Raw genomic sequence first — 25,823 nt, 5'->3', positions numbered from 1 at the left:
GAGAAGAAGGGTGCTCGTGAACAACTCACTGGACGATCGAACCCCGATGGTCCTCGTCTCCGGCTGGACCGGAGCCATGGACGCAGTGGTGACGTCGCTGCTCGCGCCCGGGACCGTTGCAGTCCGCCACGATCTGAGCCGAGTCGCCGAAGGGGTGGTGCGGCGCACGCTCTACATGCTGGGCGAGAACCCTCGCGAAACCATTCTGGAACTGGCGCACGGCTGCGTCTCCTGCACGCTCCGCGAGGACCTGTTGCCGCTGCTGCGCGCACTGTCGACGCGCAGCAGTGTCGATCGCATCGTGCTCCCGATGGACCCCGCCCTCGAGCCCGAGGCGTTGTGCTGGGCCGTCGAGAACGTCGTCGTGGCGGGCATCGTCGGGCAAATCGACGGTCCGGCCTCGCGTGACGTCCGCATCGAAGCAGTGATCGACTGCCTCGACGCCGCAACCTGGTTGGCCGACGCCACCGGCGACGACGCGATGGCCGATCGAGGCGTCGTCGCCAGTGGTGACGACGATCGAACGGTCGCGCAGTTGGTCGTCGGCCAGGTCGATTACGCCGACGCCCTTGTCGTCACCGCCGGTCCCGAGGTCGACGCGTGGGAACGTGCTCGGCTTTCCGCGGTCCTCGCGCGGTTGGCACCGAACGCACCTGTTGTCTGGGTCGCCCAGGACACAATGGTCGACGCCCCGGCGCTTCTCGCCTCTGTGCCCGCGGACGCCCGGCGCGGTGCGATCACCGATGCCCACTCGCCGCTGCTTCGGGGTCAGCCCCCGCTGACCGTCGACTGCGGCGTCGCACTTGTCGAGTTCACGGCAACCCGGCCGTTTCATCCGGAGCGATTGCACGAGGCCATCGACGTGCTGCTCGACGGCGTTGTCACTGCCCGCGGACGGGCCTGGGTTGCCACACAGCCCGACGAGGCGCTGTGGATCGAATCGGCCGGCGGCGGATTGCGGGTTGCGAGCGCCGGAAAGTGGCTCGCCGCAATGACTCCGGAGCAGCAGGATCGCATCGACACCACTCGACGGGCGATGGCGGCACTGCGGTGGGACGACGAGTTCGGCGATCGCGATACCTCGCTGGTGATCCTCGTTCACGAGGCCGATCCCACCGAGATCGACCGAACGCTCCAGTGGGCCTTGGTCTCCGACGACGAGATGACCGACCCCTCGGCGTGGTCCGGCTGGACCGATCCGTTCGGCCAATGGCACGAAGACCCCTGCGAGAGCAGCGAATCCCCGTACGCAGAACAATCACGAGAGGCAACAGAATGAAACCAGGCATTCATCCCGACTACCACCCGGTCGTGTTTCAGGACTCGAGCACCGGAAACAAGTTCCTCACCAGATCCACCGTGACGTCCGCGCGCGAGACCGAGTGGGAGGACGGCAACACCTACCCGCTGGTCGTCGTCGACGTCTCGTCCGAATCGCACCCCTTCTGGACCGGAGCCGCGCGCGTGATGGATACCCAGGGACGCGTCGAGAAGTTCGAGAAGCGATACGGCCGCCGAAGCCGAAAGGACGTCTGAGTCATGGCTGTTCCGAAGAGAAAGATGTCGCGCTCGAACACCCGAAGTCGTCGCGCCCAGTGGAAGGCCGTTGCCCCGGATCTGGTGACGGTGCGCGTGGGTGGCCAGGAGTTTCGAGTGCCGCGCAGACTGATCAAAGCAGTGCAGTCCGGGGTGTACGACCCGAGTTGATCTCCGACGGGTCTATCTTGACGATCATGAACGATGGACCCAGTTCGCGAGATGTGAAGCGATGGCGACAGTATCTCGCCGATGAGCGGGCCGAGGCCGCCGTCTATCGCGATCTGGCAGGCCGACGCACCGGCGAGGAGCGAGAGATACTCCTCGACCTCGCCGATGCGGAAGGCCGCCACGAGCAGCACTGGCGAAATCTGCTGGGTGAGCGGGTCGGCATGCCGCTGAAAGGCGACATTCGCACTCGAATCCTCGGTGTCCTGGCGCGTCGCTTCGGTTCGGTGTTCGTACTCGCGTTGGCGCAACGAGCCGAGACTCGCTCGCCGTACGCCACGGACGCCGATGCAACGGAGGCGATGACCGCCGACGAGCAGATCCACGCCGAGGTCATCAGAGCGCTCGCCGCGCGCGGTCGCAATCGGCTGTCCGGCACGTTCAGGGCCGCAGTGTTCGGTGCCAACGACGGGCTGGTGAGCAATCTCGCGCTCGTGCTCGGCATCAGCGGCTCCGGAGTGTCCAATCACATCGTGCTGGTCACCGGACTGGCCGGATTGCTCGCCGGTGCGCTGTCGATGGGTGCGGGCGAATACGTCTCCGTCCGTTCACAACGCGAGTTGCTCGAAGCGTCGTCCCCGGACAGTGCGGCGCGCGATGCCGTCCAACATCTCGACGTCGACGCCAACGAACTGGCGCTGGTGTACCGGGCCCGGGGAATGACACACGAGGAGGCCGACGCCAAAGCGTCGGAAGTGTTGCGGCTGTTGCCCACCGACGACGAGATGGCACCCGACGTCGACGAGCACGAGTCCATCGGAACAGGACTCGGAGCGGCGGGAGCCAGCTTCTGCTTCTTCGCCTCGGGAGCCGTCATCCCGGTGTTGCCGTACCTGTTCGGTCTCGAAGGCTATGTGGCCCTTGCCGTTGCGGCCGTCCTCGTCGGAATTGCGCTGATCTGCACCGGCCTGGTGGTGGGCCTGCTCAGCGGTGGCCCGCCCGTCAAACGTGCACTGCGCCAGCTGGCCATCGGCTACGGCGCGGCTGGGGCAACATATTTGCTGGGTCTCGCATTCGGCGGGGGAGTGTAGGTCCCGGCTGCTGGGCGAGATTGCGCACTATCGGGCCTCATCGACGGGATCCCGTCTGAGCATCGCACTTCCGTGCATTCGGTCCCATCCCCGACGTTGCGAGAAATTCGCTCGCGTGGATTACACATCGATCGATAGGGTTCTCATCATGTGCGCAACCGTTCTGTCCGGTGCCGCTCTCGACTCGAGAGCCGGTATGAGCCTTGTGCTGCGCGCGTATTCACCGGAGCGATGTGCCGCTCTCTGCGGCAAACAAGCTCCGCTGGTGAATCGACCCATCGAATAGCGCCCTCTTGTGCAAGGGGGCAGGAAGGAACATCATGCCCCCGAACAAGGTGGGCTTGCGTTTGCTCAATTGGGCTTCTCAGCTCGAGGACAAGACTCTCGAACAGGCCCGCGAAACAGCGTCGATGCCGTTCGTACATCCGCACGTCGCCCTGATGCCCGACGCCCACAGCGGTATGGGAAGCGCCGTGGGGACAGTGATTCCTACGCTCGGTGCTGTTATTCCGGCCGCCGTCGGTGTCGATATCGGCTGCGGAATGATCGGCGTCCGAACGGAATTCACCCTCGACGACGTCGACGGCCGTAATCTGACAGACCTGCGACTCGCCATCGAGGCCAGCATCCCGCTGTCGCCGGGCAACTACAACGTCGGCGTCGACCGGTGGGATTTCACCGCACCGAAGCTACTCGAACTCGAGGAGTTGGCGGCCGAGGACGGTGTCGAGCTGAATCACTCACCGCAGTGGCGTGAGCAGCTCGGTTCGTTGGGCGGCGGAAATCACTACATCGAGTTGTGCCTGGACGAGACCGATCGGGTGTGGCTGTTTCTGCACAGTGGGTCGAGGGGCGTCGGTAACAAGATTGCCAAGAAGCACATCGCGATCGCGCAGCGTCTGTGTGCGCAGTGGTGGATCTCGTTGCCCAACAAGGATCTGGCGTACCTGCCCGAGAGCTCCCGTGAATTCGGGCAGTACCTCCGAGAATTGAAGTGGGCGCAGCGTTTCGCATACCTCAATCGGGCCGAGATGATGGACAGGTTCAGTGCGGTATTCGCCGAGTGGATGGGAACCGACGACCATCGAGAGGTCGAGCGGATCAATTGCCATCACAACTACACGGTGAAGGAAACGCATGCGAACAAAGACGTGTGGCTCACCCGCAAGGGCGCGATAGACGCTCACGAGGGTGTCAAGGCGATCATTCCGGGCTCGATGGGAACTCGTTCGTACGTGGTGGTCGGTAAGGGCTCGCGGGCCGGGCTGTGCTCGGCTCCTCATGGTGCCGGTCGGCAGTTCTCGAGGACCGAGGCCAGGAAGCGGTTCACCCACGAGAACCTGCGGGAGCGGATGGTAGGGATCGAATTTCGCGACAGTGCTGATTTCGTCGACGAGATTCCCGATGCCTACAAGCCGATCGATGTCGTGATGGAAGATGCCCGCGACCTGGTGAGCATCGAGTACGAGCTGCGGCAGATCCTCAACGTCAAAGGGACCTGAGGACTGTCCCGTCGTGCGTGGAAACTCGTAGTGGGTTACGAAGTTCCGTGCACGACGGGATTTGTCCGCGTTCGTCCCGTTGTGCATCGCTGTTCTCTGTCTGTTCACTTCGAGTGTTCCGTTCTGTTCAGCGTTCGAGGGGGCTCTGCCGTCACGATCGATGCATGACGCTCAATCCCGCAGGCGAGACTGTCGCAACCGGAATCCCGGGCACGCTCGCCGAGAACATGACCATGGCCGAACAGCACGATTGGCACCGGTCGTTCCTGCGTCGGCACCCGGTCAGCCGACGGAACTTCCTGGTGGGGGCGGCTGCGACGGCCGCCGCGGTAGGCGTCGGGAACTCGGTGTTCGCTCGCACGGCCTACGCGCAGGATGCTCCACTAGCCGTAGCCGGCCGGCACATGGGATTCGGAAACGACCCGGCGACGCAGCTGCGGTTCTCCGCTCAACTCTCGCGTAATCCCGGTCTCACCGGCGTCTTTCTCGACCACGGCCCCACGCCTGCCCTGGGCGCGACGACGTCCGCCGAGGTGCGCAACCTGATCAGCCAGGTGCCGCAGACCGACGGTGGGATTCTCTCGGCCGAGCAGTACTACGTGCATGTGCCCGTCGACAATCTGACGCCGAAGCTGCCGCACTACTACCGTTGGCGCACCGCCGACGGTTTCGTCAGCGACGTCCGCAGCGCGTCCCCGGCGCTGCCGACCGGTCGTATCGCTCCGTTCCGGTTCACGATGATGGGCGATCAGGGTGTCGACGAAACACCCTCGCAGCCTGCGGGTCTGGTGGCCGGAGACTACGACGACCAGTACTACAAGGCAGACAACGAACCGTCGGTCAAGCACGCTCGCAACATCAATCGACAGATCGAGGCGTCGCGGCCGGACTTCCACATTCTCGCCGGCGATATCGCCTACGCGGATCCGTCGGGTGCCGGTCTGCCTCCCCAGTTCGCCAAGCACGGACAGACACCGCCGAAGGGATTCGACAAGTTCAACCCCTTCGTCTGGGACGGCTACTTTCAGGCGATCGAGGCGAGCGCGTCCACCGCTCCGTGGTTGTTCGCCACCGGCAATCACGACATGGAAGCGCTGTACAGCCCCAACGGATACGGCGGTCACGCGGCGCGGCTCGATCAGCCGACCACCGGGCCCAAGGGATGTCCGTCGGCCTACTCGTTCGTCTACGGCAACATGGCCGTTCTCTCGCTCGACGCGAACGACGTGAGCTACGAGATCAAGGCCAACACCGGGTACAGCGGGGGAGCCCAGAACACCTGGGTGGAGCAGACTCTCGCGAAATACCGTGCCGATCCGAACATCGACTTCATCGTCTGCTTCTTCCATCATTGCGCGTACTCGACGACGTCCACCCACGCGAGCGACGGCGGTGTGCGCGACGCCTGGGTAGCGCTGTTCGACAAGTACGAGGTGGATATGGTGCTCCAGGCCCACAATCACGTCTTCGAGCGCACCGACCCCATCCGTGGCAATCGCGCGACGCGGGTCGCCGGTGACAACGCGACAGTCAGTGGAAAGACGGACGGCACCGTGTATTACACCGTCGGCGGGGGCGGTCGTCCCCGATACACGTTCCAGGACGGCGAAGGCGTCAGCTATCGGGGTCACGAGCTCCCCGACACGGCAGTTCCGAACAGCTACGTGTGGGCACCGGACGGCACCAAGTCGGCCGAGTCCATCATCTGGTCTCGGGTGCGGTTCCTCAACTACTCGTTCGTCAGAGTCGATGTGGTGCCGGGTATTCCGGGGATCACGCCCAGCAAGATGATCATCGGTGCCATCGACGAATACGGCAACGAGTTCGACAGGTTGACGTTCACCCGCGACATCCCGATCGGTCCGAGGTTCGGCTCCTCCTGAGTGCCCAGGTGAGTGGAACTTCGACCCCTGCTACGAAGTTCCACTCACATGCGGCGAAGCCGCTCTACAACCACTTCTGGCGTTTGAACACCACGTACAGCGCGCTGGAACAGATCACCATGGCGACCAGCGCGAGTGGGTAGCCGAACTGCCATTTCAACTCGGGCATGTCGTCGAAGTTCATGCCGTAGATGGCGGCGATCAGCGAGGGCGCGAAAAGTATTGCACCCCAGGATGAGATGCGCTTGACCTGTTCGTTCTGTTCCAGGCTGACCTGAGTCATGTTGCGCATTTCTTCGTTCTGCTGCTGCGCCACCATGGTGGAGTGCACGGTCATCGCGTTCTGCAGATTGGACCGGAACGCCTCGATGCGGTCCGAGATGCGGATCGCGTGGTCCAGCACGTCGCGAAGGTTGCGCTGCAATTCGACGTCGACGTGATACTTGTCCGATCCACGCTTGAGTGATTCGATCATCTCGACCAGAGGCTTTGCCGCGCGGTCGAATTCGGATACCTCACGCAACAGTGAATAGATTCGGCGCGACACACTCGGATCGCCGGTGAACAGTTGATCCTCGATCTCGTCGATGTCGGTTTGCAACCCCTTGATGACGGGAACGTATTCGTCGACGACTTGATCGAGGATGCCGTACAGGATCGCTTCGGGCCCGAGTCCGAGCAATTCCGGGGATTCTTCGAGCCGGTGCCGCACTTTGCCGAGTTCGGGCGATTCGGCGTGGCGAATGGTGACCACAAAATCCGCGCCGAGGAAAATGTGCAATTCGCCGAATTCGACCTTTTCGGTCTCGTCGATGTATCTGGCGGGGCGCAGTACGACGAAGAGCTGCTCGGCATAGCGTTCGAGCTTGGGCCGTTGATGGGCCGCGATGGCATCCTCTACGGCCAGCCGATGCAGCCCGAACTCGTTTGCCACAGCGTTGATTTCGCTGAGCTCGGGTCGGTAGAGACCAATCCATGCCATTCCGTGGCGATCTCGCATGCACTCGAAAGTGATATCGAGGCTTTCGGGATTCGCGGTTCGCTTCCCCTCGACGTAGACGGCGTTGTCGACGATCGGCACTTCGGGTCACCTCGGTTCGAGAAACAGACGTGCCGGACGGCACTCGATCGAGACTATCGCCTGAAACAGTGAAGCGACGCAGCAGCAAGTGCATGTCACGCACGTGCCCTGGAGCAGTGGCCGTCCGACTTCGATCCTGTTGCCGTCGAGCTAGCCGTTGCCGACGATCACCAGAATGGACGCGTTTTCGCTGACCTTGGCTCCGGCCTGGAAATTCGTTCCGATCACGGTGGCGTCGGGGCGGTCGTAGTCGGTGGTGACGTTGGTGAAGCCGGCATCCGAGAGCGCCTGCAGGGCGTCCGATTCCGAGGTCCCTGCGACAGCAGGGATCGTGGCCCGGTCCGGCGCGGCCTGGGCGATGGCACCGCCGCCGAGTGAGAGGGCACCGGCTACGGCGATTGTGGCAACGGTCTTCTTGAATCCGATACGCATGACGTGCTCCTGAGGTTGGAATCGGTGACGACTCGAATGTGCTCGTCGGTCCTGTGGTTGCGCTCGGATGTTGCTGTCAAAACCCTGTCAGTGCCGTGACATGCTGATCCGATGCTTCTCGACGTGTTGGGCCTGATCGGTATCGCGGTGTTCGCCGCGTCGGGTGCCCTTGTCGGAGTGCATCGCCGACTGGACCTTTTCGGGGTCTGCGTCGTCGGAATCACGACCGGTATCGGCGGTGGGATCATTCGTGATCTGCTTCTCGGAATCCACCCTCCGACGTCGTTGGACACGTGGCCGAACATCACCGTCGGCTTCTGCGCGTCGTTGGTCGTCTTCGTGGCTCATCGACAGATGGGCAAGGTGCGACGCGGCGTTCTCGTGCTCGACGCCTTCGGGATGGGACTGTTCGCGTCGACCGGTGCGACGATCGCGTTGGCCTCCGGCGGGAGCGCCCTGTCGGGAGCCCTCATCGGGACCACGACGGCGGTGGCCGGCGGGGTGATCCGAGACGTATTGGTCAATGAAGTGCCCCTGCTGCTGCATCGGGATCTGTACGCCCTGCCTGCGTTGCTCGGCGCGTCGGCGGTCGTGCTGGCCGATGTTCTGGCACTGCCGGAGAACGTGGGACTGGTAGTGGGAACAGTGCTTGCGACTGGGTTGCGTCTGCTTGCGCTGTGGCGGAAGTGGAACCTCCCGCTCGCACGGAACCTTCCGGTGCTCTAGGCGGAGTAGGTACCCCTCTCAGACAGATCTCAGTCGACCAGGACAAACTGTACGAATGCGGATATTGGTGGTCGACGACGATCGAGCGGTGCGTGAGTCGCTGCGTAGGTCGCTGACGTTCAACGGGTACACCGTGGACCTGGCGGTCGACGGGCTCGACGCGCTCGAGCAGGTAGCGGCGGGGCGGCCCGATGCGTTGGTACTCGACGTGATGATGCCTCGGCTCGACGGCCTCGAAGTATGCAGGCGATTGCGCAGTGTCGGCGACGACCTGCCGATTCTCGTGCTGACGGCTCGGGATTCTGTGTCCGAGCGCGTCGCCGGTCTCGATGCGGGGGCCGACGACTACCTGCCCAAGCCGTTCGCGCTCGAAGAGTTACTGGCCCGTCTGCGGGCGTTGTTACGGCGCACTGCGATGGAGGCGGGCATCGACTCGGAGACCATGACGTTCGCGGATCTGTCTCTGGACCCGGTCACCCGGGAGGTCTCGCGTGCCGAGCGCTCCATCAGCCTCACCCGAACCGAATTCTCGTTGCTCGAGATGCTGATGACCAATCCACGCCGAGTCCTCACCAGAAGTCGAATCCTCGAAGAAGTCTGGGGCTACGACTTTCCGACGTCGGGCAACGCGCTCGAGGTGTATGTCGGCTATCTGCGCCGTAAGACCGAGGCCGAGGGGGAGTCGCGGCTGATCCACACCGTTCGCGGTGTCGGATACGTCCTACGCGAAACGCCCCCGTGATGGTCGCTCCGTTCGGACGCAAGACGGCCGACGTCGGCGGAAGCTCGCCCACCGCGATGCGGCCGCCGACAGCAATGCGGCCGCCGACGCCTCTGACTCGATCGGTGTCGTTGCGCTGGCGGGTGACGCTGCTGGCCGCCTCGGTCGTGGCAATTGCGGTCGCGGTCATGGCCATTGCCGCGTACACGGTTGTGTCGCGGGCGCTGTACGGCGATGTGGACACGCAATTGCGTTCTCGTGCATCGGCTTTGGCGGAGTCGACCCTGGTATCGTACGATCCTCGCTTCGTTGCCGGTGCGACGTTGTACAGCACCGACGTGAGTGTGGCACTGATCTATCCGGACATGTCCAGCTACAACCCACCCGGGCCGAAGGTCCCGATCGGCGACGCCGAACTCGCCGTGGTGCGCGGAGATCAGGAATCCTCGCTGCGAACGCTCGACGATCAGCGAGTGTTGGCCATCCGCACCGAGGATGGCAGCACCCTCGTCGTCGCGCAGCGACTGCTGCCCACCGGAGAAGTGCTCGATCGTCTGGCGTGGGTTCTGTTGATCGTCGGTGGCTGCGGCGTGGTGTTGGCTGCCGGCGCAGGCATGGCTGTGGGCCGCACCGGTTTACGGCCGATCGCTCGATTGACAGCCGCAGCCGAACGAGTGGCGCGTACCGATGATCTGACGCCGATCCCGGTAACCGGTGACGACGAATTGGCCCGTTTGACAGAGAGTTTCAACACGATGCTCCGGGCGCTCGCCGAATCTCGCGGCAGGCAGAGCAGATTGGTCGCCGACGCAGGCCACGAACTTCGCACACCGTTGACATCGCTTCGGACCAACATGGAGTTGCTGATCGCGGCCGGTCGCCCCGGTGCACCGTCCATTCCGGACGAGGACATGGCCGAACTGCGAACCGACGTGGTGGCGCAGATTCAGGAACTGTCCACGCTGGTAGGAGATCTGGTCGATCTGGCGCGTGAGGATGCACCGGAGACGGTGTTCGAGCGCGTCGACCTGGCCGATGCCGTCGAACGCAGCCTCGAACGAGCACGCCGACGCCGCAACGAAATCGACTTCGAGGCAACGCTGATGCCGTGGTTCGTCTACGGCGACCAGGCGGGACTGTCGCGGGCAGTGCTGAACGTGCTGGACAACGCAGCGAAGTGGAGTCCGAGCGGCGGGGAAGTACGAATCGCTATGCGGCAGATCGGTGATGGTCTGCTCGAATTGACGGTGGACGACGCGGGCCCGGGCATCCCCGAGGAAGATCGCGAGTTGGTGTTCGAGCGCTTCTACCGCTCCACGGCGTCGCGCTCGATGCCCGGAAGTGGCCTGGGGCTTGCCATCGTGCGACAGGTGGTCGTCAAGCACGGCGGCACCATCGGGGTCGAGGTATCCGAACGCGGCGGTGCGCTCATTCGGATCGTGCTGCCGGGCGAAGGTGCCCCGGATCCCAGGACACTCTCGGCAAACTGATAGCCGGATCTCAGCGCGCTCTCAGTACCGCCCTGCACAGTGAGTAGCAAGAAGGCGGGCGGACCTCGGATGTCGAGGTCTCTACTGAAGGAAGCAGCAACGATGAGTGACGACCGTAACGAATCCGAACAGCCCGGACAGGGTGCCGGGTCCGAGCAGCATCCGGCAAACCGGGCTTCGGGCGGCGACGAGCAGAACTACTCGACACAGCAGCATCCGACCCAGCAGAATCCGGCTCAGCAGGATTCCACTCAGCAGCACCCGACGCAGCAGTTCCCGTCACAGCAGAACGAACCCCACAACGCAGGGTCGCAACCGCCACAGCAGGGTTACCCGCAGCAGTACGCCGGCTACGGCCAGGGGGCCTATCAGCCCGGCTACGGGCCGTACGGCCAGCAGGGTCATCCCCAGGCGTCCACGCAGGCCCATGCGCAGCCGCAGCACGTTGCACCGCAGTCGAATTCGGCGCAGGGCACTGTGAAGACCCGGCCCGGTCGCTCGGCGCTGGTGGCCGGAGCCATCGCTCTCGTTCTGGTCGGCGGCGGAATCGGCGGCGCGGTCGGTGCGATCGCGACCAACAACGCCAACGGCAACGGTGGCGCAGTCAGCAATTCGTTGAACTCGACTGTCACTGCCGCGCAACCGGCTGCGAACTTCCCCGACGGCTCCGTTCAGGCCGTCGCCAACAAGGTGCTCCCGAGCGTGGTGCAGATTCAGGTCAAGGGTTCGCAGGAAGAGGGTGAGGGCTCGGGCGTAATCCTCAGCAGCGACGGCTTGATCCTCACCAACAATCACGTTGCGACGGGCGCAGGAGCCAACGGCAAACTCACCGTTGCATTCTCGGACGGCTCGGTGGCCGACGCCACGATCGTCGGCGCCGATTCCGTGTCGGACATGGCCGTCATCAAGGCCGAGGGCAAAACCGATCTGACGCCCATCGAACTTGGTTCGTCGTCGAATCTCGAAGTGGGACAGCAGGTTGTCGCGATCGGTTCACCCCTCGGCTTGGCGGGCACCGTCACCACCGGCATCGTGTCGTCACTCAACCGGCCGGTGTCGACTTCCGGTGAGTCCGGCAATCAGAACTCGGTGATCGACGCCATCCAGACCGACGCTGCGATCAACCCGGGCAACTCCGGCGGTGCGCTCGTCAACACCGACGGCCAGCTGATCGGTATCAACACTGCAATCGCCACACTCGGCGGCAGCGAGGGATCCGGTACCCAGAGCGGCTCGATCGGGCTCGGGTTCGCAATCCCGGTGGATCAGGCAAAGCGCATCGCGGACGAGCTGACCACCACAGGCAAGGCGACCCAGGCCATGATCGGGGTTCAGGTGCCGTCGAAGGACGATGCCAACGGCGCGACCGTCGTCGAGGCCACCGAGGGTGGTCCGGCGGCGTCAGCAGGAATTCCGAAGGGCGCGGTGATCACCAAGCTCGATGATCGGATCATCTCGAGCGGTGACGCGTTGATCGCGGCGGTCCGCTCGCACGCTCCCGGAGACTCGGTCACTGTCACCTACACCGACGGCGGTAGCGAGAAGACGGCAACGGTGACGCTCGGAACGGCAGAGCCCGCTGCGCAGCAGACGCAGACTCAGACGCAGCAGCAGGAACAGCAGTTGCCCTTCCAGGTCCCGTCCTTCCCGGGCGGTCGCTGATGTTGCGGGAAGCAGGCAGACACGGGACGGTTGCAACGATTTACGCACAGCGTGAGCCGGGTGGAGGCCTTACTACTACGGTGAGCGGTATGGAACTCGACGCACCACTGGCAGGGCGCGCGTTGGTCGTCATCGTGGATGACCGGACTGCGCACAGCACCGAGAAGGATTCGACGGGACCTCTCGTCACCGAACTGTTGACAGAGGCAGGTTTTCTCGTCGACGGCGTTGTTGCAGTGACTGCCGACGAAGTAGACGTACGAAACGCTCTCAACACAGCGGTGATCGGTGGAGTCGATCTGGTGGTGTCGATCGGCGGCACCGGCGTCTCGCCGCGCGACGTGACCCCCGACGTCACCGCTGAGGTACTCGATCGTGAGATTCCGGGCATCAGCGAGGCGTTGCGTTCGTCGGGTCTGGCAGCAGGCTCGCTGGACGCGGGCTTGTCGAGAGGCTTGGTCGGCGTGTCCGGCAGCACTCTGGTGGTCAACCTGGCGTCGTCGCGGGCAGCTATTCGCGACGGCATGGCCACGCTGACGCCGCTTGCGAGCCAGGTCATTGCCGAGCTGTCGGGGCTGGACGCATAGCGACACCGATGAACGAGCCGAACGACGATCGATCGGCCGAGGACGAAGCGAGCCGGGCCCGAGCAGAACGGGCCCGGCTCGCTCGTATCTTCGGCGAAGTACTGCCCGAGACGACTGGAGACGAGCGAAACGACGGCCCGGATGCGCAGTCGAGCGATTCGCAGTCGGACGAATGGTTGAAGCAGCAGCGACCACCTCATTACTTTTGATGTGATCCACGACACATTTTGTTGGCTGGAATGACAGGTCTGTTAGTTACTCGTTTACCTACCGTTAGCGAGCTACCCATTGGTAGCTTCGGACGACAAGGCTCAAAACGGGCGTAGCGGACGCTGAGCAGACCGGACTATTCGGCCGATCGGGACATGACGATGTCGGAGTATTCCCACATCAGGGTGTGTTTACGTGAATGAGGTGGATGTAACAGTTCGACGCCTCCGAGAGATGCTGTGACTTGGGTTATCGCTAACACTGCTGTGAAAGTTGTTCACGCCGCCGAAACACATCACGAGTCGGCAACGTTTCAGGGCCGATCGTAGGGATTGTCACGGTCAGGCATCTCCTCTAATGTTCCCCTCAGCTTCCAAGGATCAGGGCGTGGGACCAACCGGTGCCGCGCCCTTCATCTCGGAACTGTCGGATCGAGGATGTGGCCTTCACGGCTCCATCCGGCTCGGGCTCGCACACATCGTTGAGTGCGAACTAGTTCGAGGGTGAAAGCCACAAGCTTCCCCGTGCGACACCGCGCTGGGACTGAACATGATGAGGAATAAATGACGGAGATCCAGAAGTCGCGGCGCAGCCGGGGACTCAAGTCCATGAGCGTCGCAGTTGCTGCCAGCGCTTCGGTAGTCGGCCTGGTGCTCGGTACCGGAACCGCTTCCGCCGCTGTCGACAGCTCCAACTCGATCGTCGATGGCGCCGGCAACACCATCACGGTGACGCTGTCCGACACCTTCATCAACGGTGTCGCTCCGCTCGACGGCAACCCGCTCACCCGTGAGTGGTTCGCCAACGGTCGGGCTTCCTACGACGTCCAGGGCCCCACGGCCGACGACTTCGAGGGCACCCTCAAGATCGGCTACCAGATCGGCTACCCGATGAGCCTCAACGGTGGCGTCGAGGTCTCTTGGTCCTCGCCTTCGGCTGAGTTCAACCTCGGTTCGGGCAACGAGTCCACCGTGACCGGCACGATCCCGGTCACACCTCCCGGAACTCCGTCCATCGAGCTCGGCGGTGTCGGCACCTCCAGCACCGGCCTCGACGTCGGCGTTCAGCTGATCCCGCAGGCCACCGGAACCATCGCCCTGGCCAACGGCCCCGGCGTCGTTCAGTCCGAGAGCGCATACGCAGTGCTTAACGAAGAGGCCGACATCACCTCTTCCGAGGGTGACGCAGCAGGCACCAGCGGCTCCATCCAGATCGCAAACCTGCACGGCACCGCCACCGGCATCCTGGGCAACGTCTCGATCCGTCCGTACGTTTCGCTGACCAGCGCAGCGGGCGACACGGCCATCACCTACGGCGTCCCGGTTCGCCTCAACTGATTTCCGAATCGGTTGTAGCTCGGTGACGTAACGTCACCTGCTGAAGCTCGAGAAAGTTCAGGCCCGTACGGATAACTCCGTACGGGCCTGAACTATGTTCTGCACAGAAGTAGTTCGATGTATACAGAGAGGCACTGAACCAAAGATGCACTCGAAAGCCCGTTACACAGTTGCCGCTGCAGGAGCGATCCTTGCTCTCGGCCTCGCCGCCGGTTGTAGCAGCGACGAGCCAGCGGCCTCCGGCGAGAACACCGACGTCTGCAACACCTTCGCCGCCGACCACAACGCATTCGTGGGACTCGCGGCAGCAGGACCAGGATCAGCCGAGAACATCGACAAGTGGACTGCAGACAAGCAGGCCGCAGTCGACAAGCTGAAAGCGTTGCCTGGCACCGCGTCAGGCGAGGTTGCGAGCTCGCTGACAACCTTCAGCGATGGACTGCCGGCGGATACCCTCGAACTCTCGACCACCGACAGCGAATCCGGTAAGGCATTCGTCGACAACGGCGCAGCAGTGAAGTCCGCATGCGAGGCGGACGGCACGACGATCACCCTCGACGCGCTTCCGCTGTCTACCTTCACCAACTGAGTGCCTGACGGGCCTATCGGTCTGTCCCGTCACCACCCACCAACGAATGAATGCGCCATTCACGCTGTCAGACAGCGTGAATGGCGCATTCATTCGATAAGGGCCCACCAAGCGCGGGCGAGAGTGAGATGTCAGTCCTTCGAGTGCTTCCCGAGGTCGGGGGAGGAGGAATCGATTGCTTCTCCGCTACCGCCGGTGGTGTCGGCGGCCGTCGAAAGTTTCTGTCCCGCTGCGGTTCCGCCCGCGAGGATGTCGCGAATCTGCACCAGCACGTCGACGTCGCTCAGTTCCTTCTCCGGCTGGCTGACGAAGCGCTTCTTCGCGGTGTTCACCGGCAGGATCAGCACGAAGTAGACAACCGCCGCGATGATGATGAAGTTGATGATCGCTGTGATGACCGCGCCGACATTGACGAACGATTCCGGGGACGACGTGATGTTGAAGCCGAACCCGTATTCGTTGCTGCCACCGAGGGCGGCGACGAGGGGGTTGATGATGTTGGTGGTGAATGCGGTGACGATGGCCGTGAATGCCGCACCGACGACGACCGCGACTGCGAGATCCACGACGTTGCCGCGCAGCAAAAAGTCCTTGAAGCCCTTGAGCATGAGCCCTTCTCCCAACGTTCGGTTTGTTCTGTCTCGAGAAACGTTAGTGCAGCGTGACGGTGAGCGCGCTGACCAACGACGCGGCGGCCACCGTCGTCGCGTCGTCGGTCGGTAACGCGAGCAGCACCACGCGATCTCGCTGTCTGCTGCCCCCGGCGTCGGCGGAGACGAGTACGACCACGGCGCCAGACGCCAGCACTCGCGCGGCAGGGACCGCGTTCGGGTCTTCCTGTACCTCGACGGTCAACACGTCGACCTGATCACCTTCACGCAACAGGTCGCTCACTCCGGCGTCCGCGAGATGCACCGGTACGACGCGTGCCTCGGTGCCCAGTGCCGTCGTAGCGGTCCGAGATCCGAGTAGGCGTACGTCGGTGAGCAATTCGCCCGCTCGTACCGGCCCGGTGAGCGTCTGGCCGTCCACGGCACCCGTATCGATCAGTGCGCCCTCGGGAACACTGGCTGAATCCCAGTCGCTGACGACCACATCGGCCGGCGTCAGAACCGTCCCGGGTGTCAGATCGCGTCCTGCGGTGATCACCTCTACTCGGTCGTCGCCGGCGGCGTCGTCGACGAACAAAATTGCTGCAAGTGCCACCAATGCGCATGCCGCCACCCGCCGGAACTTCGGGGATCCGACCCACGCCGGCCGCAGGGTGATGCGATCGAGCAGAGTCGAGTCGAGTCGGTTCTTACGAGCGGTCATGCTGGAACGCTATCGCCGACGAGGGCACTTCGAACGCCGAAAAGGCCGGGCTGTGGATAACGGCCCGGCCTGTGGATGAAGCGGAAAGCTACTGGCTTGCAGCAGCTTTCGTGGTGGACGACGAAGACGAGGAGCTCGACGACGACGAATCGGAAGATTTCTTCTCAGCCGGCTTGGAGTCGGACTTGGACTCGGACTTCGAATCCGACTTCGCGGCGGCATCGGACTTCTTCTCGCCTGCGCCCTCGCTCGAGGTGCTCGAGCCACCGCGACTGTCGGTGCGGTAGAACCCGCTGCCCTTGAAGACGATGCCGACGGAATTGAACAGCTTTCGAAGCTTGCCGGAGCATGCCGGGCACACCGTCAACGTGTCGTCGGTGAAGGACTGGACGATGTCGAAGCGGTTGTCGCACTCGGTGCATGCGTATGAGTAAGTGGGCATCGTGATTCCTCCGCGCTGGTCACCGAGGAGATTGGCTGCTCTGCGAGCCGAGGCCGAACACCGCCGGTGTCTTATCTGTTCGTCGAAACTGGGAGAGCATTAGCACTCTACAGTCAGGAGTGCCAACCAATCGAATCGGAACGTTATTCCGTACCCAAGCGTACGAGTCCGCCGCCGGGGGTCAACGCGTGCGTCACCCTTCGGTCGTGTGGCTCGTCCGGTAGTCGATCCACCACTTCGCTGTCGCGCACCACCGCGACCAGCATCGCGTCGGGTCCGCACAGGTCGAGTGTTCGGTCGTAGAACCCCGCGCCGCGTCCGAGTCTGACGCCACGCCGATCGACTGCCAGCGCCGGAATCAGCACCAGCGAACAGGCCGACACAGCATCGGGATCGAGGACCGGTCCGGACGGTTCGAGCAGGCCGAAGGGTGCGGCCACCAGCGATTCGCTCCCGGAGTACGTCACCCAGCGCAGCGGTCCCGGCTCGTGCGCACTCGGAAGCAAGACTGTCGAGCCGGCCGCGGCCATCGCGTCGAGCATCTCGATCGAACCCGGCTCCCGGCCGACCGGCACGTACGCGGCCACCGACGGGTGTTCGGCCGCCAACTCTGCCACGACATGGCAGAGTGCGGAGGACTCCACCGCGCGCTGCGCATCGTCGAGCAGTCGGCGTTCGGCGAGGACATGCGCCCGCCATCGATCCTTGGGCGTGTTCTCCGAGAATTCGGGAACGGTCACAACGGTTCACTCACCCTTCGTGTGCAGTCGATCAACGATATGCACTCGGAGGTAGAACGCAGCACACGGCGAGCAGATCACCAGAAACCATGGATAGGGTGAGCACCATGACAGAAGCCGTTACCGCGACGACCGCCGCCACGCCTGTGCATTTCCGCACGGCCATCGTTCCTGCCGCAGGCATGGGCACCCGGTTCCTGCCGGCCACGAAAACCGTTCCGAAGGAACTGCTTCCGGTCGTCGACACACCAGGTATCGAACTCGTCGCCGGAGAAGCGGCGGATTCCGGTGCACAGCGGTTGGTCATCGTCACCTCACCCGGCAAGGACGGTGTCGTCGCCCACTTCGTCGAGGACCTCGTTCTGGAAAAGAAGCTCGAAGCGAGCGGCAAGCTCGAAATGCTCGAAAAGGTGCGCGTCGCCCCCAAACTCCTCGACGTGCAGTCGGTCATCCAGCACGAACCTCTCGGACTGGGGCATGCCGTCGCCTGTGCCGAAGAAGCCCTCGACGACGACGAGGATTCGGTCGCAGTTCTTCTTCCTGACGATCTGGTGATGCCGCGGGGCGTGCTCGACGTCATGGCTCGCGTGCGCGCCAAGCGCGGCGGCTCGGTGCTGTGTGCCATCGAGGTTCCAGACGACAAGGTCTCCTCCTACGGCGTCTTCTCCGTCGAAATCGTGCCCGACGCGGTCAACCCGAACGTCCTCAAGGTCACCGGTATGGTCGAAAAGCCCAAGCAGGAGGACGCCCCGTCCAACCTGGCTGCAGCGGGCCGGTACCTGCTCGACCGCGCGATCTTCGACGCTCTGCGACGGATAAAGCCCGGAGCCGGCGGCGAGCTGCAGCTCACCGATGCCATTGCGCTTCTCATCGAAGAAGGACATCCCGTGCACGTGGTGGTGCACCGTGGATCGAGACACGACCTCGGAAATCCCGGGGGATACCTGCGCGCTGCGGTTGACTTTGCTCTACAACGTGACGACTACGGTCCGGCGCTGCGCGAATGGCTGAACGAACGCTTGAGCGACAGCTGGGCACCGGAACTGACAACGTACGAATAGCATCGCGGGTCGATGCCATAGAGGAAGGGCCAGATGCGCTCGGTCGAAGATCAGCAGACCAGAGTGACCGCCGCGGCGGTGGCTCCACGGCCTGTTCGGGTCGCCATCTCGGAAGCACAGGGCCTGCTGTGTGCCGAGGAAGTGGTCACCGAGCGTCCTCTTCCCGGTTTCGATCAGGCGGCGATCGACGGCTACGCAGTGCGCAGCGTGGATGTGGCAGCCGCCGGTACGGATCTGCGTAACGAGGAAGACGAGCGCATCGACCTGACGCTGCCCGTCGTCGGCGAGGTCTCGGCCGGATCACGTCAACCCATCCGGTTGCAACCGCGCCAGGCAGTACGAGTCGACACCGGCGCGCCACTGCCCACCCTGGCCGATGCGGTGCTGCCGCTGGATCGCACCGACAGCGGTCGAGCCCGCGTCAAGGTGTTCCGTCCGGTGCGCTCGGGTGACTACGTCCGTAAGATCGGCGACGACGTACAGCCCGGTGACGTGGCGGTCCGCGCAGGCACGATCATCGGTGCCGCTCAGGTCGGATTGCTCGCAGCGGTCGGCCGCGACAAGGTGCTGGTGCATCCGCGTCCCCGGCTGTCGGTGATCTCCGTGGGTGGTGAACTGGTCGATACCGATCGGACCCCCGGGCCCGGGCAGGTGTACGACGTCAACTCCTATGCTCTCGCCGCCGCAGCGCGCGACGCCGGAGCCGACGTCAACCGCGTCGGCATCGTCAGTACCGATCCCAAGCGTCTGCGCGAGGTGGTCGAGGGCCAATTGATCCGATCCGAGATCGTCGTCATCGCCGGGGCAGTGGGCGGCGGCGCGTCGGACGGGGTGCGAGAAGCTCTCGGTGAGCTCGGCGACATGGAGGTCGAACGAGTCGCCATGCACCCCGGGTCGGTGCAGGGCTTCGGCCAACTCGGACGCGACGAAGTACCCACCTTCTTGCTGCCGGCGAACCCCGTCAGTGCGCTGGTGGTGTTCGAGGTGATGGTGCGTCCGTTGATTCGCATCGCGCTCGGTCGACGACAGCCGATGCGTCGGACCGTCACGGCGCGAACCGTAGCGCCGATCACCTCGATCGAGGACCGCAAAGGATTTCTTCGGGGCCAACTCATGCGCGACGAGGGCACGGGCGAGTATCTGGTTCAGGCGCTCGGGGGCGCGCCGGGATCGTCGTCGCATCTCCTCGCGACCCTCGCCGAGGCAAACTGCCTGGTCGTCATCGATCCCGAGGTCACCGAAATCCGCACCGGCGAAGAAGTGAAGGTCTCGTTCCTCGCTCAACGTGGCTGACGCCAGTGGCGTGTTCAAGCGCCGCGGAGGGCACATAACCCCGCCACTGCGCGTAGCGCATACCATCGACGGATGCCGCGAACGTGGTCGAGCCACCCAGGTTGGCCGGCGAAATTGGGTCCTGTGAGAGTGGCCGGCGGAACCGTGACGGTACGCCCGGTACGGATGAGAGACGCGGCAGCCTGGAGCCGGATTCGCACCGAAGATCGGGCACACCTCGAGCCCTGGGAACCCAGCGGCGAGGGCAGCTGGAATTCACGGCATCACATCTCGTCCTGGCCCACCCTGTGTTCGGGCCTCAAGTCCGAGGCTCGCAAAGGGCACATGCTGCCCATGGTCATCGAGGTCGACGGCGAATTCTGTGGTCAGATCACTACCGGAAACATCGTTCGCGGCGCATTGCGGTCGGCATGGATCGGTTACTGGGTGTCCAAGGACGTCAACGGTAAGGGCGTCGCTACGGCAGCACTCGCGCTCGGACTCGACCACTGCTTCGGCCCCGTCGGACTCCATCGCGTCGAAGCGACGGTGCGACCGGAAAACCTCGCCAGCCAGGCCGTGCTGCGCAACGTCGGGTTCCGCGAAGAGGGTCTGCTCTACAAGTATCTCGACGTCGACGGTGAATGGCGCGATCACAAGCTCGTGGCCATCACCTCCGGTGAAGTACAGGGAACCGTCGTCGATCGGTTGGTTCGTTCGGGACGGGCCGCATGGGCCTGATTACTCCCGAGAAGATGGCACTCCTGTTGTCAAAGTGACAGGAGTGTAATTCGGGTCGGCGCGTCTGCGTCGTTCTTGCACCTCCTCCCCATAGCCTGATGTCGTCACGACTGTCGCCGTTGCCCAAGGGAGGAGAACATCGCCGATGCCGAACTCGATCATCTGGATCGGTCTCGTGGCCGTCTGGCTCTTCGTTCTTCTTCCCATGCTGATGACCAAGCGTCCCCAGATCATGCAGACCACGGACGCGGCGCTCGCCACGCGCGTGCTGCATCGGGGTGGCACCAAGCGAAAGCAGCGCGGCCCAGCGACCGGCCACCGCAGCGATCCTGACTGGCGCCCGGAGGACGACCTTCGAGTCTCCGCGCCTGCCCGTGAGATCTTCGGCCCGACACTGGCGACTGTTCGTATCGACTCACCCGATCTACCCGGTACCGCGGAGGACCCGATGGACACTCACGCAGCAGAGAACGATCTCGAACGCGACGCACCGGTTCAGGAACCAGCGCGCGAGAGATCAGCCGCGCACGAGCCCGGTGTCGTCGACGACGACTTCGTGCCTCGCCGACGCGGCCGCGGCGGTTTCGATCCCGAGGCGGACGCGATTGCCCGCGCTGCGCGGTATGCCTTCCGGCAGCGCGCAGTACTGGGTCTGGTTTTCGCCGCGATCACCACAGCGGCATTGGCGTTCATCATTTCTCCGACGATCTGGTGGCTGTGCGGTCTGTCCGTCGCCGTCCTCGTCGGTTACCTGTACTACCTGCGTCGGCAGGTGCAGATCGAGGAAGAGGTGCGCCGGCGTCGGCTCACCCGAATGGGCCGGTCCCGGCTCGGGGTGGAGTCGGAGACCGACGAAGAGCTCGAGCTGGTCCCACAGCGACTGCGTCGACCCGGTGCAGTTGTGCTCGAGATCGACGACGAGGATCCCGAGTTCGAACATCTCGACCACTACGACGAGCCGTTCCAGGCCAGCCGTGACGACGATCGGAACTTGCGCCGGGCGCAGGGCGCGTAGCAGCCGTCCGACACGGCTTTGCTAGAGTTACCCAGCCGGTCTCGATGACGGCAAAGGGGCTGTGGCGCAGTTGGTAGCGCGTCTCGTTCGCATCGAGAAGGTCAGGGGTTCGATTCCCCTCAGCTCCACACCGCAATGGATTACAGGCCCGGTCGACACTGTCGATCGGGCCTGTTTTCGTGTTGGTCGCCGCTTGTTGCGATCGGCGTGTGCCGCTCGGTCGGCTCAGTGCGCACAGCTAAGGTTTTGCTCATGCGAGGTTGGCGAGGATACGTAGCCGACGACGTCCTCTGGGCTGTGTTCCAGGTGCGGCAGTCGGCCGTGGTGGCGTTGGCCAACTGCCCGCTTCTGCCCGCGATTCTCCGCGGACGTGCGCTACGGGGAGCGCGTGTGCGGGGAGGTGCCCAGGCGCTCGTCTACGGCGGTCAGATGGTCCAGGGGCGAGGCGTGCTTCGTCTGGGTGCCGGTGTATTCGTCAATTACGGCTGCTACTTCGACACGGTGGCGAACATCGATATCGGTGACGGGGTCTTCCTTTCCGATCATGTACGCGTGTTGACCAGCACGCACGAGGTGGGCGCTCCGACTCGACGGGCAGGGCGCTTGGTGGGCAGACCGGTGACGATCGGATCGGGAACCTGGGTGGGCTCCAGTGCCGTCATCATGCCGGGGGTCCGCGTCGGCTCGGGCTGCATCATCGGTGCCGACTCTCTGGTGACCAAGGACTGTGATCCCGACGGGGTCTACGTGGGCAGTCCGGCGAGACGAATCCGAAGCCTGAACGATTAGTCGGCTCACTACGGTTGAACCGGCTGATCACCCGTTTTATCGTTATTCGGGTGAATCGAAGTACGTTCGGTGATCTTCAGTCGTAATTAATATTGTTTATCATGCATAAATCGACGAATTATCTTCCCGCAATAGTGAGGTAGCATCAGATCCGTCCGCGGCTCGTATTTCGGGACTAACGAATTCTGCAATCGAATCGAGCCACACGATTGCCAAAACAATTCGTCAGGGGTTGGCACGGGTGAACACTCTTTCGATCGTTGTTCCTGCATTCAACGAGTCCGCCCACTTGGGTGAATGCTTGGATGCACTGCTCGAGCAGCAAGAACACATTCACGAAATCATCGTCGTCGACAACAACTCCACCGATGACACCGCCGCAATCGTGCTCGACCGCCGACGTCGATTTCCGATGGTGAAACTCGTAGCCGAGTGCGAGCGGGGAGTCGTGCATGCACGAAATGCCGGATTCGATCACGCGAGCGGATCGATCATCGGACGCATCGATGCCGACACCCGCGTCGGCGCAGGCTGGGCGAAATCGATTCTGGACTTCTTCGATCGACGGCTGGACTACGCCGCGGTGACCGGACCGATCTTTCTCTACGACTCGCCCTGGGCTGCTCCTTACCGGGCCTTCGTCAAGTACACGACCAAGCGAAAGCCCGATGAGCTGCGGGTATCTGCAGCGTCCGGCAACAACTTCGCCATTCGTCGCTCTGCCTGGGAGGCGGCCCGCGACCGAGTGAGTTTGCGAACCGACCTGCACGAGGACATCGATCTTTCGCTGTGCCTCTACCGCGTCGGGCTGCACATCGCACAGATCAAGACGATGTGTGTCGAGGTGTCGGGGCGTCGACTGCTCACACCGCCACTCGAATACCGCCACTATGTACTCAGTTCCTATCGGACCTGGGCGTTCCACAGCCTGGCGGGTAAGTCGCTGCGTCGATTGTTGGTCGCGGACATGATCCTGCACACTGTTCATTGGCCGCTGACGCGCATGTTGTCCACATGCGATTCGCGCATTCTCCCGGTTTCACATTCCGACTCGAGCGATACATCCGACCGGCATCTGTCCGCCATTCGCGAAGATCGATTTGCGGCCGCCTCCGGGAAGTGAATTCTCGGTTGCTCGACGGTGAATAACAGCAATGTAATAAGTCGTCGATTGTTCGGCTCTCGATAAACCGTGGGGCAATATCTACAAAGCCCGTTTCGTCCGAAAATCAGAGCGATGAAATTGTCGGTCTCAGGCGTGGACGAGGTCGAGGCCGCACCAATTCTCGTGGCCCAGATAGTCGAGCAACGCAGACTCGGCGGGACCGGAAGGCGAGCGGACGCTTGCGCGAACGGCATGCGACACCGGCGGATCGAGTGGGCGCGCAAGGTGCCCGTATCCCGGTGGGACGGCTGAGGCCGGTATCAGTGTGACGCCCAGACCTTCCGAAGCCAGCTTGACCGCAGTGGCCAGTTGGGATGCGCGCGCGACCGTCGATACGGACAACGAGTGCGAGCGAAGTGCGTGCGTGATGACGTCGTCGCGAGCACTGCCCCGTCGAAGTCGAACCCACGGCTGAGACGCCAGTTCCTTCAGCTTCAGTACTTTCCTGGTCAACAGCGGATGTCCTTCGGACAGTACGACGACATACGATTCGTCGCCGATGACCGTGGCGTCGGGGTCGTAGTGGCCGTAGTCGCTGGACAGCACCAGGTCTGCTTCGCCGGTGCGCACCAAGCGGTCGATGGCCTGGGGGTCCGACTCCTCGTACAGGGTCACCTCGAGGCGGGGATACCGTCGCCGCAACTCTCCGATGGCTCGCGGGAGTTGGCACATCCCCAGTCCGGTCTCGACGACGACGACCAGCTCGCCGGCAACCGTGCCGGAGCAGGCCGTTGCGGCAGCGCGAGCGCGGCGAGCGGCGGACACCGCGATCGATGCCTCCTTGACGAAGCTGCGTCCGGCAACGGTGAGACTCAGTCCGCGGGAAGTCCTGACGAACAATTCCACGCCGAGTTCCTTCTCCAGCGACCTGATCTGTTGCGATATCGACGGCTGAGCGACGCGGAGCTTCTCGGCCGCCGCGGTCACCGACCCCTCCTCGGCCACGGCGAGTGCGTATTCGTACTGGCGGATACTCATTCGCCGGCTCCTATAGCGTTTGTCTATACAGTGCACTGCAAATTCGTCTTTGATCCTATACCGATTCGGTTCTAGCGTCGTCGACATGACGTCCACCGTGTATGCCCATGTGCAGCAGCGATCTCTGCTGTCGCCCCCTGTCCTGTTGCTCGCCGCCGTCGCATTCGTGATCGGAACAGCAGAGTTCGTGGCCATCGGACTCGTTCCTCAGCTGGCCCGGGATCTGGACACCACCGTCGGTGCCGCCGGGCTCACCGTCACTCTGTATGCGCTCTCGGTCGGAATTCTCGCCATCCCACTGGGCCTCGCCCTGGCGCACCGTCATCCACGTGCACTGCTGACCGCGCTTCTGTTCGTATTCGCGGCGGCGAATCTGGTTGCGGCAGCAGCGCCCGGACTGCCGCTGCTTCTGATCGGACGCATCGCGTCTGCGGCGACGCAGGGAGTCGCGCTCGGCGTGGCCGTCAGTACCGTCACCACCTTCGTTGCGCCTGAGGCGCGCGGAAAGGCCGTATCTCTGGTCTTCGGGGGTCTGATGAGCGCGATGTTCCTCGGGGCACCGATCGGTACGTATCTCGGCGGGGTTGCCGGGTGGCGTGCAGTGTTCGTGGCGCTGGCCGTGCTCGGAGCGGTGCTGGCCGCGGGTCTGTGGACCGTTCTGCCTCGCCGGATCGAGGGGTCGAGAGTACGTGGGGGCATGCACCAACTCCGGGTGGTCACCGTGCCCGGCGTTCTCGGCTTGCTGGGAGTGGCTGTCGGAATTCTGCTCGTGTCCAACTTCTTCTTTCCTTACCTCGGGGTCTACCTCGAACAGTCGGCCGGAATGGGATCCGGCGGCATTTCGATGGGGCTGGGGGTATTCGGCGTAGCGGGCTTGCTGGGCAATGCCATCGGGGGCTACCTGGGCGGACGGGCCGATACGTTCTGGGTGACCGTGCTCGCCATGATTGCGATGGTCGCGGTGGCCGCGCTCGCACTGTCCGGTGGCTCCGCGGCGGTGGTGTTTCCCGCGCTGGCGGTGTGGGGTGCCGCGCAGATGGCCGCGCTTCCGATCGTGACCACTGCGGTCGTGGCACTGGGCGGGGGGTTCGCCGCGACACTCAACGTCGCGCTGGTCAACCTCGCCATCGCTGCAGGCGGATTCGTCGGTGGCACCTTCGCGGCGTCCGCGATCGACCTGCTGCCATGGCTGAGTGTCGGTGGATTCGGCCTGGTGGTCGCGGTACTGGCGGCCCGACACCTGAGAGCGCCCGAAGCATCGGCTGTGCGTGCAGAAGTTGGTTAGCAGTCG

Annotated in this window: 29 protein-coding genes and 1 tRNA gene; 23 read left to right on the top strand and 7 right to left on the bottom strand. The window is 63.6% G+C overall.

Going from position 1 to position 25,823, the window contains the following annotated elements:
- Positions 1–28: 28 nt before the first annotated feature.
- The 7 genes from CH294_RS02755 to CH294_RS02730 all read left to right on the top strand — a co-directional run bounded on the left by CH294_RS02755 (position 29) and on the right by CH294_RS02730 (position 6,180).
- The gene (locus CH294_RS02755) at positions 29–1,279 is read left to right on the top strand and encodes a GTP-binding protein (RefSeq protein WP_094737002.1); all 1,251 of its coding nucleotides are present in this window, start codon (positions 29–31) and stop codon (positions 1,277–1,279) included.
- Entirely contained in the window at positions 1,276–1,536 is a 261-nt protein-coding gene (locus CH294_RS02750) for a type B 50S ribosomal protein L31 (protein ID WP_037175431.1), read from the top strand. Before CH294_RS02755 ends, CH294_RS02750 begins: the two co-directional genes overlap by 4 nt.
- 3 nt (positions 1,537–1,539) lie before the next feature.
- Complete coding sequence (rpmF, locus tag CH294_RS02745; RefSeq protein ID WP_037155125.1) at positions 1,540–1,707, top strand: 50S ribosomal protein L32; 168 nt, start codon at positions 1,540–1,542, stop codon at positions 1,705–1,707.
- A gap of 26 nt (positions 1,708–1,733) precedes the next feature.
- Positions 1,734–2,795, top strand: a complete 1,062-nt coding sequence (locus tag CH294_RS02740) for a VIT1/CCC1 family protein (protein ID WP_094736925.1) — start codon at positions 1,734–1,736, stop codon at positions 2,793–2,795.
- 148 nt (positions 2,796–2,943) lie between these two features.
- Complete coding sequence (locus CH294_RS27355) at positions 2,944–3,081, top strand: hypothetical protein (RefSeq protein ID WP_170944559.1); 138 nt, start codon at positions 2,944–2,946, stop codon at positions 3,079–3,081.
- 34 nt (positions 3,082–3,115) lie between these two features.
- Complete coding sequence (locus CH294_RS02735) at positions 3,116–4,297, top strand: RtcB family protein (protein WP_094737001.1); 1,182 nt, start codon at positions 3,116–3,118, stop codon at positions 4,295–4,297.
- Positions 4,298–4,461: 164 nt separating this feature from the next.
- Complete coding sequence (locus tag CH294_RS02730; protein WP_094736924.1) at positions 4,462–6,180, top strand: metallophosphoesterase; 1,719 nt, start codon at positions 4,462–4,464, stop codon at positions 6,178–6,180.
- Between the two features lie 64 nt (positions 6,181–6,244).
- Here the strand turns inward: CH294_RS02730 and corA are convergent, their stop codons facing one another.
- Together corA and CH294_RS02720 are read right to left on the bottom strand one after the other, a co-directional pair.
- Entirely contained in the window at positions 6,245–7,261 is a 1,017-nt protein-coding gene (corA, locus tag CH294_RS02725) for a magnesium/cobalt transporter CorA (protein ID WP_037175428.1), read from the bottom strand.
- A gap of 150 nt (positions 7,262–7,411) precedes the next feature.
- Positions 7,412–7,693 (bottom strand): PASTA domain-containing protein, encoded by a 282-nt coding sequence (locus CH294_RS02720; protein WP_032404314.1) that lies wholly within the window; start codon positions 7,691–7,693, stop codon positions 7,412–7,414.
- A 111-nt stretch (positions 7,694–7,804) separates the two neighbouring features.
- Here CH294_RS02720 and CH294_RS02715 point away from each other — a divergent pair, with 111 nt between their 5' ends.
- From CH294_RS02715 to CH294_RS02680, 8 genes are all read left to right on the top strand, one after another.
- Complete coding sequence (locus tag CH294_RS02715; protein WP_032404313.1) at positions 7,805–8,419, top strand: trimeric intracellular cation channel family protein; 615 nt, start codon at positions 7,805–7,807, stop codon at positions 8,417–8,419.
- 55 nt (positions 8,420–8,474) lie between these two features.
- Entirely contained in the window at positions 8,475–9,161 is a 687-nt protein-coding gene (locus tag CH294_RS02710; RefSeq protein WP_032377306.1) for a response regulator transcription factor, read from the top strand.
- On the top strand, positions 9,161–10,630 hold the full coding sequence (locus CH294_RS02705) for a HAMP domain-containing sensor histidine kinase (protein WP_094736923.1): 1,470 nt from the start codon (positions 9,161–9,163) through the stop codon (positions 10,628–10,630). Before CH294_RS02710 ends, CH294_RS02705 begins: the two co-directional genes overlap by 1 nt.
- Before the next feature lie 102 nt (positions 10,631–10,732).
- A complete protein-coding gene (locus tag CH294_RS02700) occupies positions 10,733–12,292 on the top strand; it encodes a trypsin-like peptidase domain-containing protein (protein ID WP_094736922.1) in 1,560 nt (519 codons plus the stop codon).
- An 89-nt stretch (positions 12,293–12,381) separates the two neighbouring features.
- Complete coding sequence (locus CH294_RS02695) at positions 12,382–12,879, top strand: MogA/MoaB family molybdenum cofactor biosynthesis protein (protein WP_032377304.1); 498 nt, start codon at positions 12,382–12,384, stop codon at positions 12,877–12,879.
- 8 nt (positions 12,880–12,887) lie between these two features.
- The gene (locus tag CH294_RS02690; RefSeq protein ID WP_094736921.1) at positions 12,888–13,088 is read left to right on the top strand and encodes a hypothetical protein; all 201 of its coding nucleotides are present in this window, start codon (positions 12,888–12,890) and stop codon (positions 13,086–13,088) included.
- 564 nt (positions 13,089–13,652) lie between these two features.
- Entirely contained in the window at positions 13,653–14,426 is a 774-nt protein-coding gene (locus CH294_RS02685) for an MspA family porin (protein ID WP_094736920.1), read from the top strand.
- 145 nt (positions 14,427–14,571) lie between these two features.
- Entirely contained in the window at positions 14,572–15,015 is a 444-nt protein-coding gene (locus CH294_RS02680) for a hypothetical protein (RefSeq protein ID WP_094736919.1), read from the top strand.
- Positions 15,016–15,146: 131 nt separating this feature from the next.
- Here the strand turns inward: CH294_RS02680 and mscL are convergent, their stop codons facing one another.
- The 4 genes from mscL to CH294_RS02660 all read right to left on the bottom strand — a co-directional run bounded on the left by mscL (position 15,147) and on the right by CH294_RS02660 (position 17,511).
- Positions 15,147–15,623: a large conductance mechanosensitive channel protein MscL gene (mscL, locus tag CH294_RS02675; protein WP_094608298.1), complete on the bottom strand. Its 477-nt coding sequence runs from the start codon at positions 15,621–15,623 to the stop codon at positions 15,147–15,149.
- Positions 15,624–15,666: 43 nt separating this feature from the next.
- Positions 15,667–16,329, bottom strand: coding sequence for an SAF domain-containing protein (locus CH294_RS02670; RefSeq protein WP_094736918.1), 663 nt, complete (start codon positions 16,327–16,329; stop codon positions 15,667–15,669).
- An 88-nt stretch (positions 16,330–16,417) separates the two neighbouring features.
- On the bottom strand, positions 16,418–16,771 hold the full coding sequence (locus CH294_RS02665; RefSeq protein ID WP_094736917.1) for an FmdB family zinc ribbon protein: 354 nt from the start codon (positions 16,769–16,771) through the stop codon (positions 16,418–16,420).
- A 143-nt stretch (positions 16,772–16,914) separates the two neighbouring features.
- Positions 16,915–17,511, bottom strand: coding sequence for a 5-formyltetrahydrofolate cyclo-ligase (locus tag CH294_RS02660; protein WP_032404306.1), 597 nt, complete (start codon positions 17,509–17,511; stop codon positions 16,915–16,917).
- A 107-nt stretch (positions 17,512–17,618) separates the two neighbouring features.
- Between CH294_RS02660 and CH294_RS02655 the strand changes: the two genes are divergently transcribed.
- From CH294_RS02655 to CH294_RS02625, 7 genes are all read left to right on the top strand, one after another.
- The gene (locus CH294_RS02655; protein WP_032377297.1) at positions 17,619–18,572 is read left to right on the top strand and encodes a UTP--glucose-1-phosphate uridylyltransferase; all 954 of its coding nucleotides are present in this window, start codon (positions 17,619–17,621) and stop codon (positions 18,570–18,572) included.
- 33 nt (positions 18,573–18,605) lie between these two features.
- Positions 18,606–19,865 carry a gephyrin-like molybdotransferase Glp gene (gene glp / locus CH294_RS02650; RefSeq protein WP_032377296.1) on the top strand — a complete coding sequence of 420 codons (1,260 nt, stop codon included), beginning with the start codon at positions 18,606–18,608 and terminating at the stop codon, positions 19,863–19,865.
- A gap of 72 nt (positions 19,866–19,937) precedes the next feature.
- Positions 19,938–20,585 (top strand): GNAT family protein, encoded by a 648-nt coding sequence (locus CH294_RS02645; RefSeq protein ID WP_032404305.1) that lies wholly within the window; start codon positions 19,938–19,940, stop codon positions 20,583–20,585.
- A 145-nt stretch (positions 20,586–20,730) separates the two neighbouring features.
- A complete protein-coding gene (gene glpR, locus CH294_RS02640) occupies positions 20,731–21,600 on the top strand; it encodes a gephyrin-like molybdotransferase receptor GlpR (protein ID WP_032377294.1) in 870 nt (289 codons plus the stop codon).
- 55 nt (positions 21,601–21,655) lie between these two features.
- A tRNA-Ala gene (locus CH294_RS02635) sits at positions 21,656–21,728 on the top strand.
- A gap of 124 nt (positions 21,729–21,852) precedes the next feature.
- Complete coding sequence (locus tag CH294_RS02630; protein WP_052058785.1) at positions 21,853–22,389, top strand: DapH/DapD/GlmU-related protein; 537 nt, start codon at positions 21,853–21,855, stop codon at positions 22,387–22,389.
- Between the two features lie 241 nt (positions 22,390–22,630).
- Positions 22,631–23,512: a glycosyltransferase family 2 protein gene (locus tag CH294_RS02625; protein ID WP_052058786.1), complete on the top strand. Its 882-nt coding sequence runs from the start codon at positions 22,631–22,633 to the stop codon at positions 23,510–23,512.
- A 129-nt stretch (positions 23,513–23,641) separates the two neighbouring features.
- Here the strand turns inward: CH294_RS02625 and CH294_RS02620 are convergent, their stop codons facing one another.
- The gene (locus tag CH294_RS02620; protein ID WP_094736916.1) at positions 23,642–24,532 is read right to left on the bottom strand and encodes a LysR family transcriptional regulator; all 891 of its coding nucleotides are present in this window, start codon (positions 24,530–24,532) and stop codon (positions 23,642–23,644) included.
- 85 nt (positions 24,533–24,617) lie between these two features.
- Here CH294_RS02620 and CH294_RS02615 point away from each other — a divergent pair, with 85 nt between their 5' ends.
- Entirely contained in the window at positions 24,618–25,817 is a 1,200-nt protein-coding gene (locus CH294_RS02615; protein WP_094736915.1) for an MFS transporter, read from the top strand.
- Positions 25,818–25,823: the final 6 nt, after the last annotated feature.

Origin of the sequence: Rhodococcus sp. 14-2483-1-1 (genome assembly GCF_002259335.1) — a bacterium.
Classification (GTDB): Bacteria; Actinomycetota; Actinomycetes; order Mycobacteriales; family Mycobacteriaceae; genus Rhodococcoides.
This window is presented reverse-complemented; position numbering and strand designations above follow the sequence as displayed.

Coding starts and splice junctions, on each gene's coding strand:
- CH294_RS02750 (WP_037175431.1), top strand. CDS start 1,276: ATGAAACCAGGCATTCATCCCGACTACCACCCGGTCGTGTTTCAGGAC.
- rpmF (WP_037155125.1), top strand. CDS start 1,540: ATGGCTGTTCCGAAGAGAAAGATGTCGCGCTCGAACACCCGAAGTCGT.
- CH294_RS02740 (WP_094736925.1), top strand. CDS start 1,734: ATGAACGATGGACCCAGTTCGCGAGATGTGAAGCGATGGCGACAGTAT.
- CH294_RS27355 (WP_170944559.1), top strand. CDS start 2,944: ATGTGCGCAACCGTTCTGTCCGGTGCCGCTCTCGACTCGAGAGCCGGT.
- CH294_RS02735 (WP_094737001.1), top strand. CDS start 3,116: ATGCCCCCGAACAAGGTGGGCTTGCGTTTGCTCAATTGGGCTTCTCAG.
- CH294_RS02730 (WP_094736924.1), top strand. CDS start 4,462: ATGACGCTCAATCCCGCAGGCGAGACTGTCGCAACCGGAATCCCGGGC.
- CH294_RS02720 (WP_032404314.1), bottom strand. CDS start 7,693: ATGCGTATCGGATTCAAGAAGACCGTTGCCACAATCGCCGTAGCCGGT.
- CH294_RS02715 (WP_032404313.1), top strand. CDS start 7,805: ATGCTTCTCGACGTGTTGGGCCTGATCGGTATCGCGGTGTTCGCCGCG.
- CH294_RS02710 (WP_032377306.1), top strand. CDS start 8,475: ATGCGGATATTGGTGGTCGACGACGATCGAGCGGTGCGTGAGTCGCTG.
- CH294_RS02705 (WP_094736923.1), top strand. CDS start 9,161: ATGGTCGCTCCGTTCGGACGCAAGACGGCCGACGTCGGCGGAAGCTCG.
- CH294_RS02700 (WP_094736922.1), top strand. CDS start 10,733: ATGAGTGACGACCGTAACGAATCCGAACAGCCCGGACAGGGTGCCGGG.
- CH294_RS02695 (WP_032377304.1), top strand. CDS start 12,382: ATGGAACTCGACGCACCACTGGCAGGGCGCGCGTTGGTCGTCATCGTG.
- CH294_RS02690 (WP_094736921.1), top strand. CDS start 12,888: ATGAACGAGCCGAACGACGATCGATCGGCCGAGGACGAAGCGAGCCGG.
- CH294_RS02685 (WP_094736920.1), top strand. CDS start 13,653: ATGACGGAGATCCAGAAGTCGCGGCGCAGCCGGGGACTCAAGTCCATG.
- CH294_RS02680 (WP_094736919.1), top strand. CDS start 14,572: ATGCACTCGAAAGCCCGTTACACAGTTGCCGCTGCAGGAGCGATCCTT.
- mscL (WP_094608298.1), bottom strand. CDS start 15,623: ATGCTCAAGGGCTTCAAGGACTTTTTGCTGCGCGGCAACGTCGTGGAT.
- CH294_RS02670 (WP_094736918.1), bottom strand. CDS start 16,329: ATGACCGCTCGTAAGAACCGACTCGACTCGACTCTGCTCGATCGCATC.
- CH294_RS02665 (WP_094736917.1), bottom strand. CDS start 16,771: ATGCCCACTTACTCATACGCATGCACCGAGTGCGACAACCGCTTCGAC.
- CH294_RS02655 (WP_032377297.1), top strand. CDS start 17,619: ATGACAGAAGCCGTTACCGCGACGACCGCCGCCACGCCTGTGCATTTC.
- glp (WP_032377296.1), top strand. CDS start 18,606: ATGCGCTCGGTCGAAGATCAGCAGACCAGAGTGACCGCCGCGGCGGTG.
- CH294_RS02645 (WP_032404305.1), top strand. CDS start 19,938: ATGCCGCGAACGTGGTCGAGCCACCCAGGTTGGCCGGCGAAATTGGGT.
- glpR (WP_032377294.1), top strand. CDS start 20,731: ATGCCGAACTCGATCATCTGGATCGGTCTCGTGGCCGTCTGGCTCTTC.
- CH294_RS02630 (WP_052058785.1), top strand. CDS start 21,853: ATGCGAGGTTGGCGAGGATACGTAGCCGACGACGTCCTCTGGGCTGTG.
- CH294_RS02620 (WP_094736916.1), bottom strand. CDS start 24,532: ATGAGTATCCGCCAGTACGAATACGCACTCGCCGTGGCCGAGGAGGGG.
- CH294_RS02615 (WP_094736915.1), top strand. CDS start 24,618: ATGACGTCCACCGTGTATGCCCATGTGCAGCAGCGATCTCTGCTGTCG.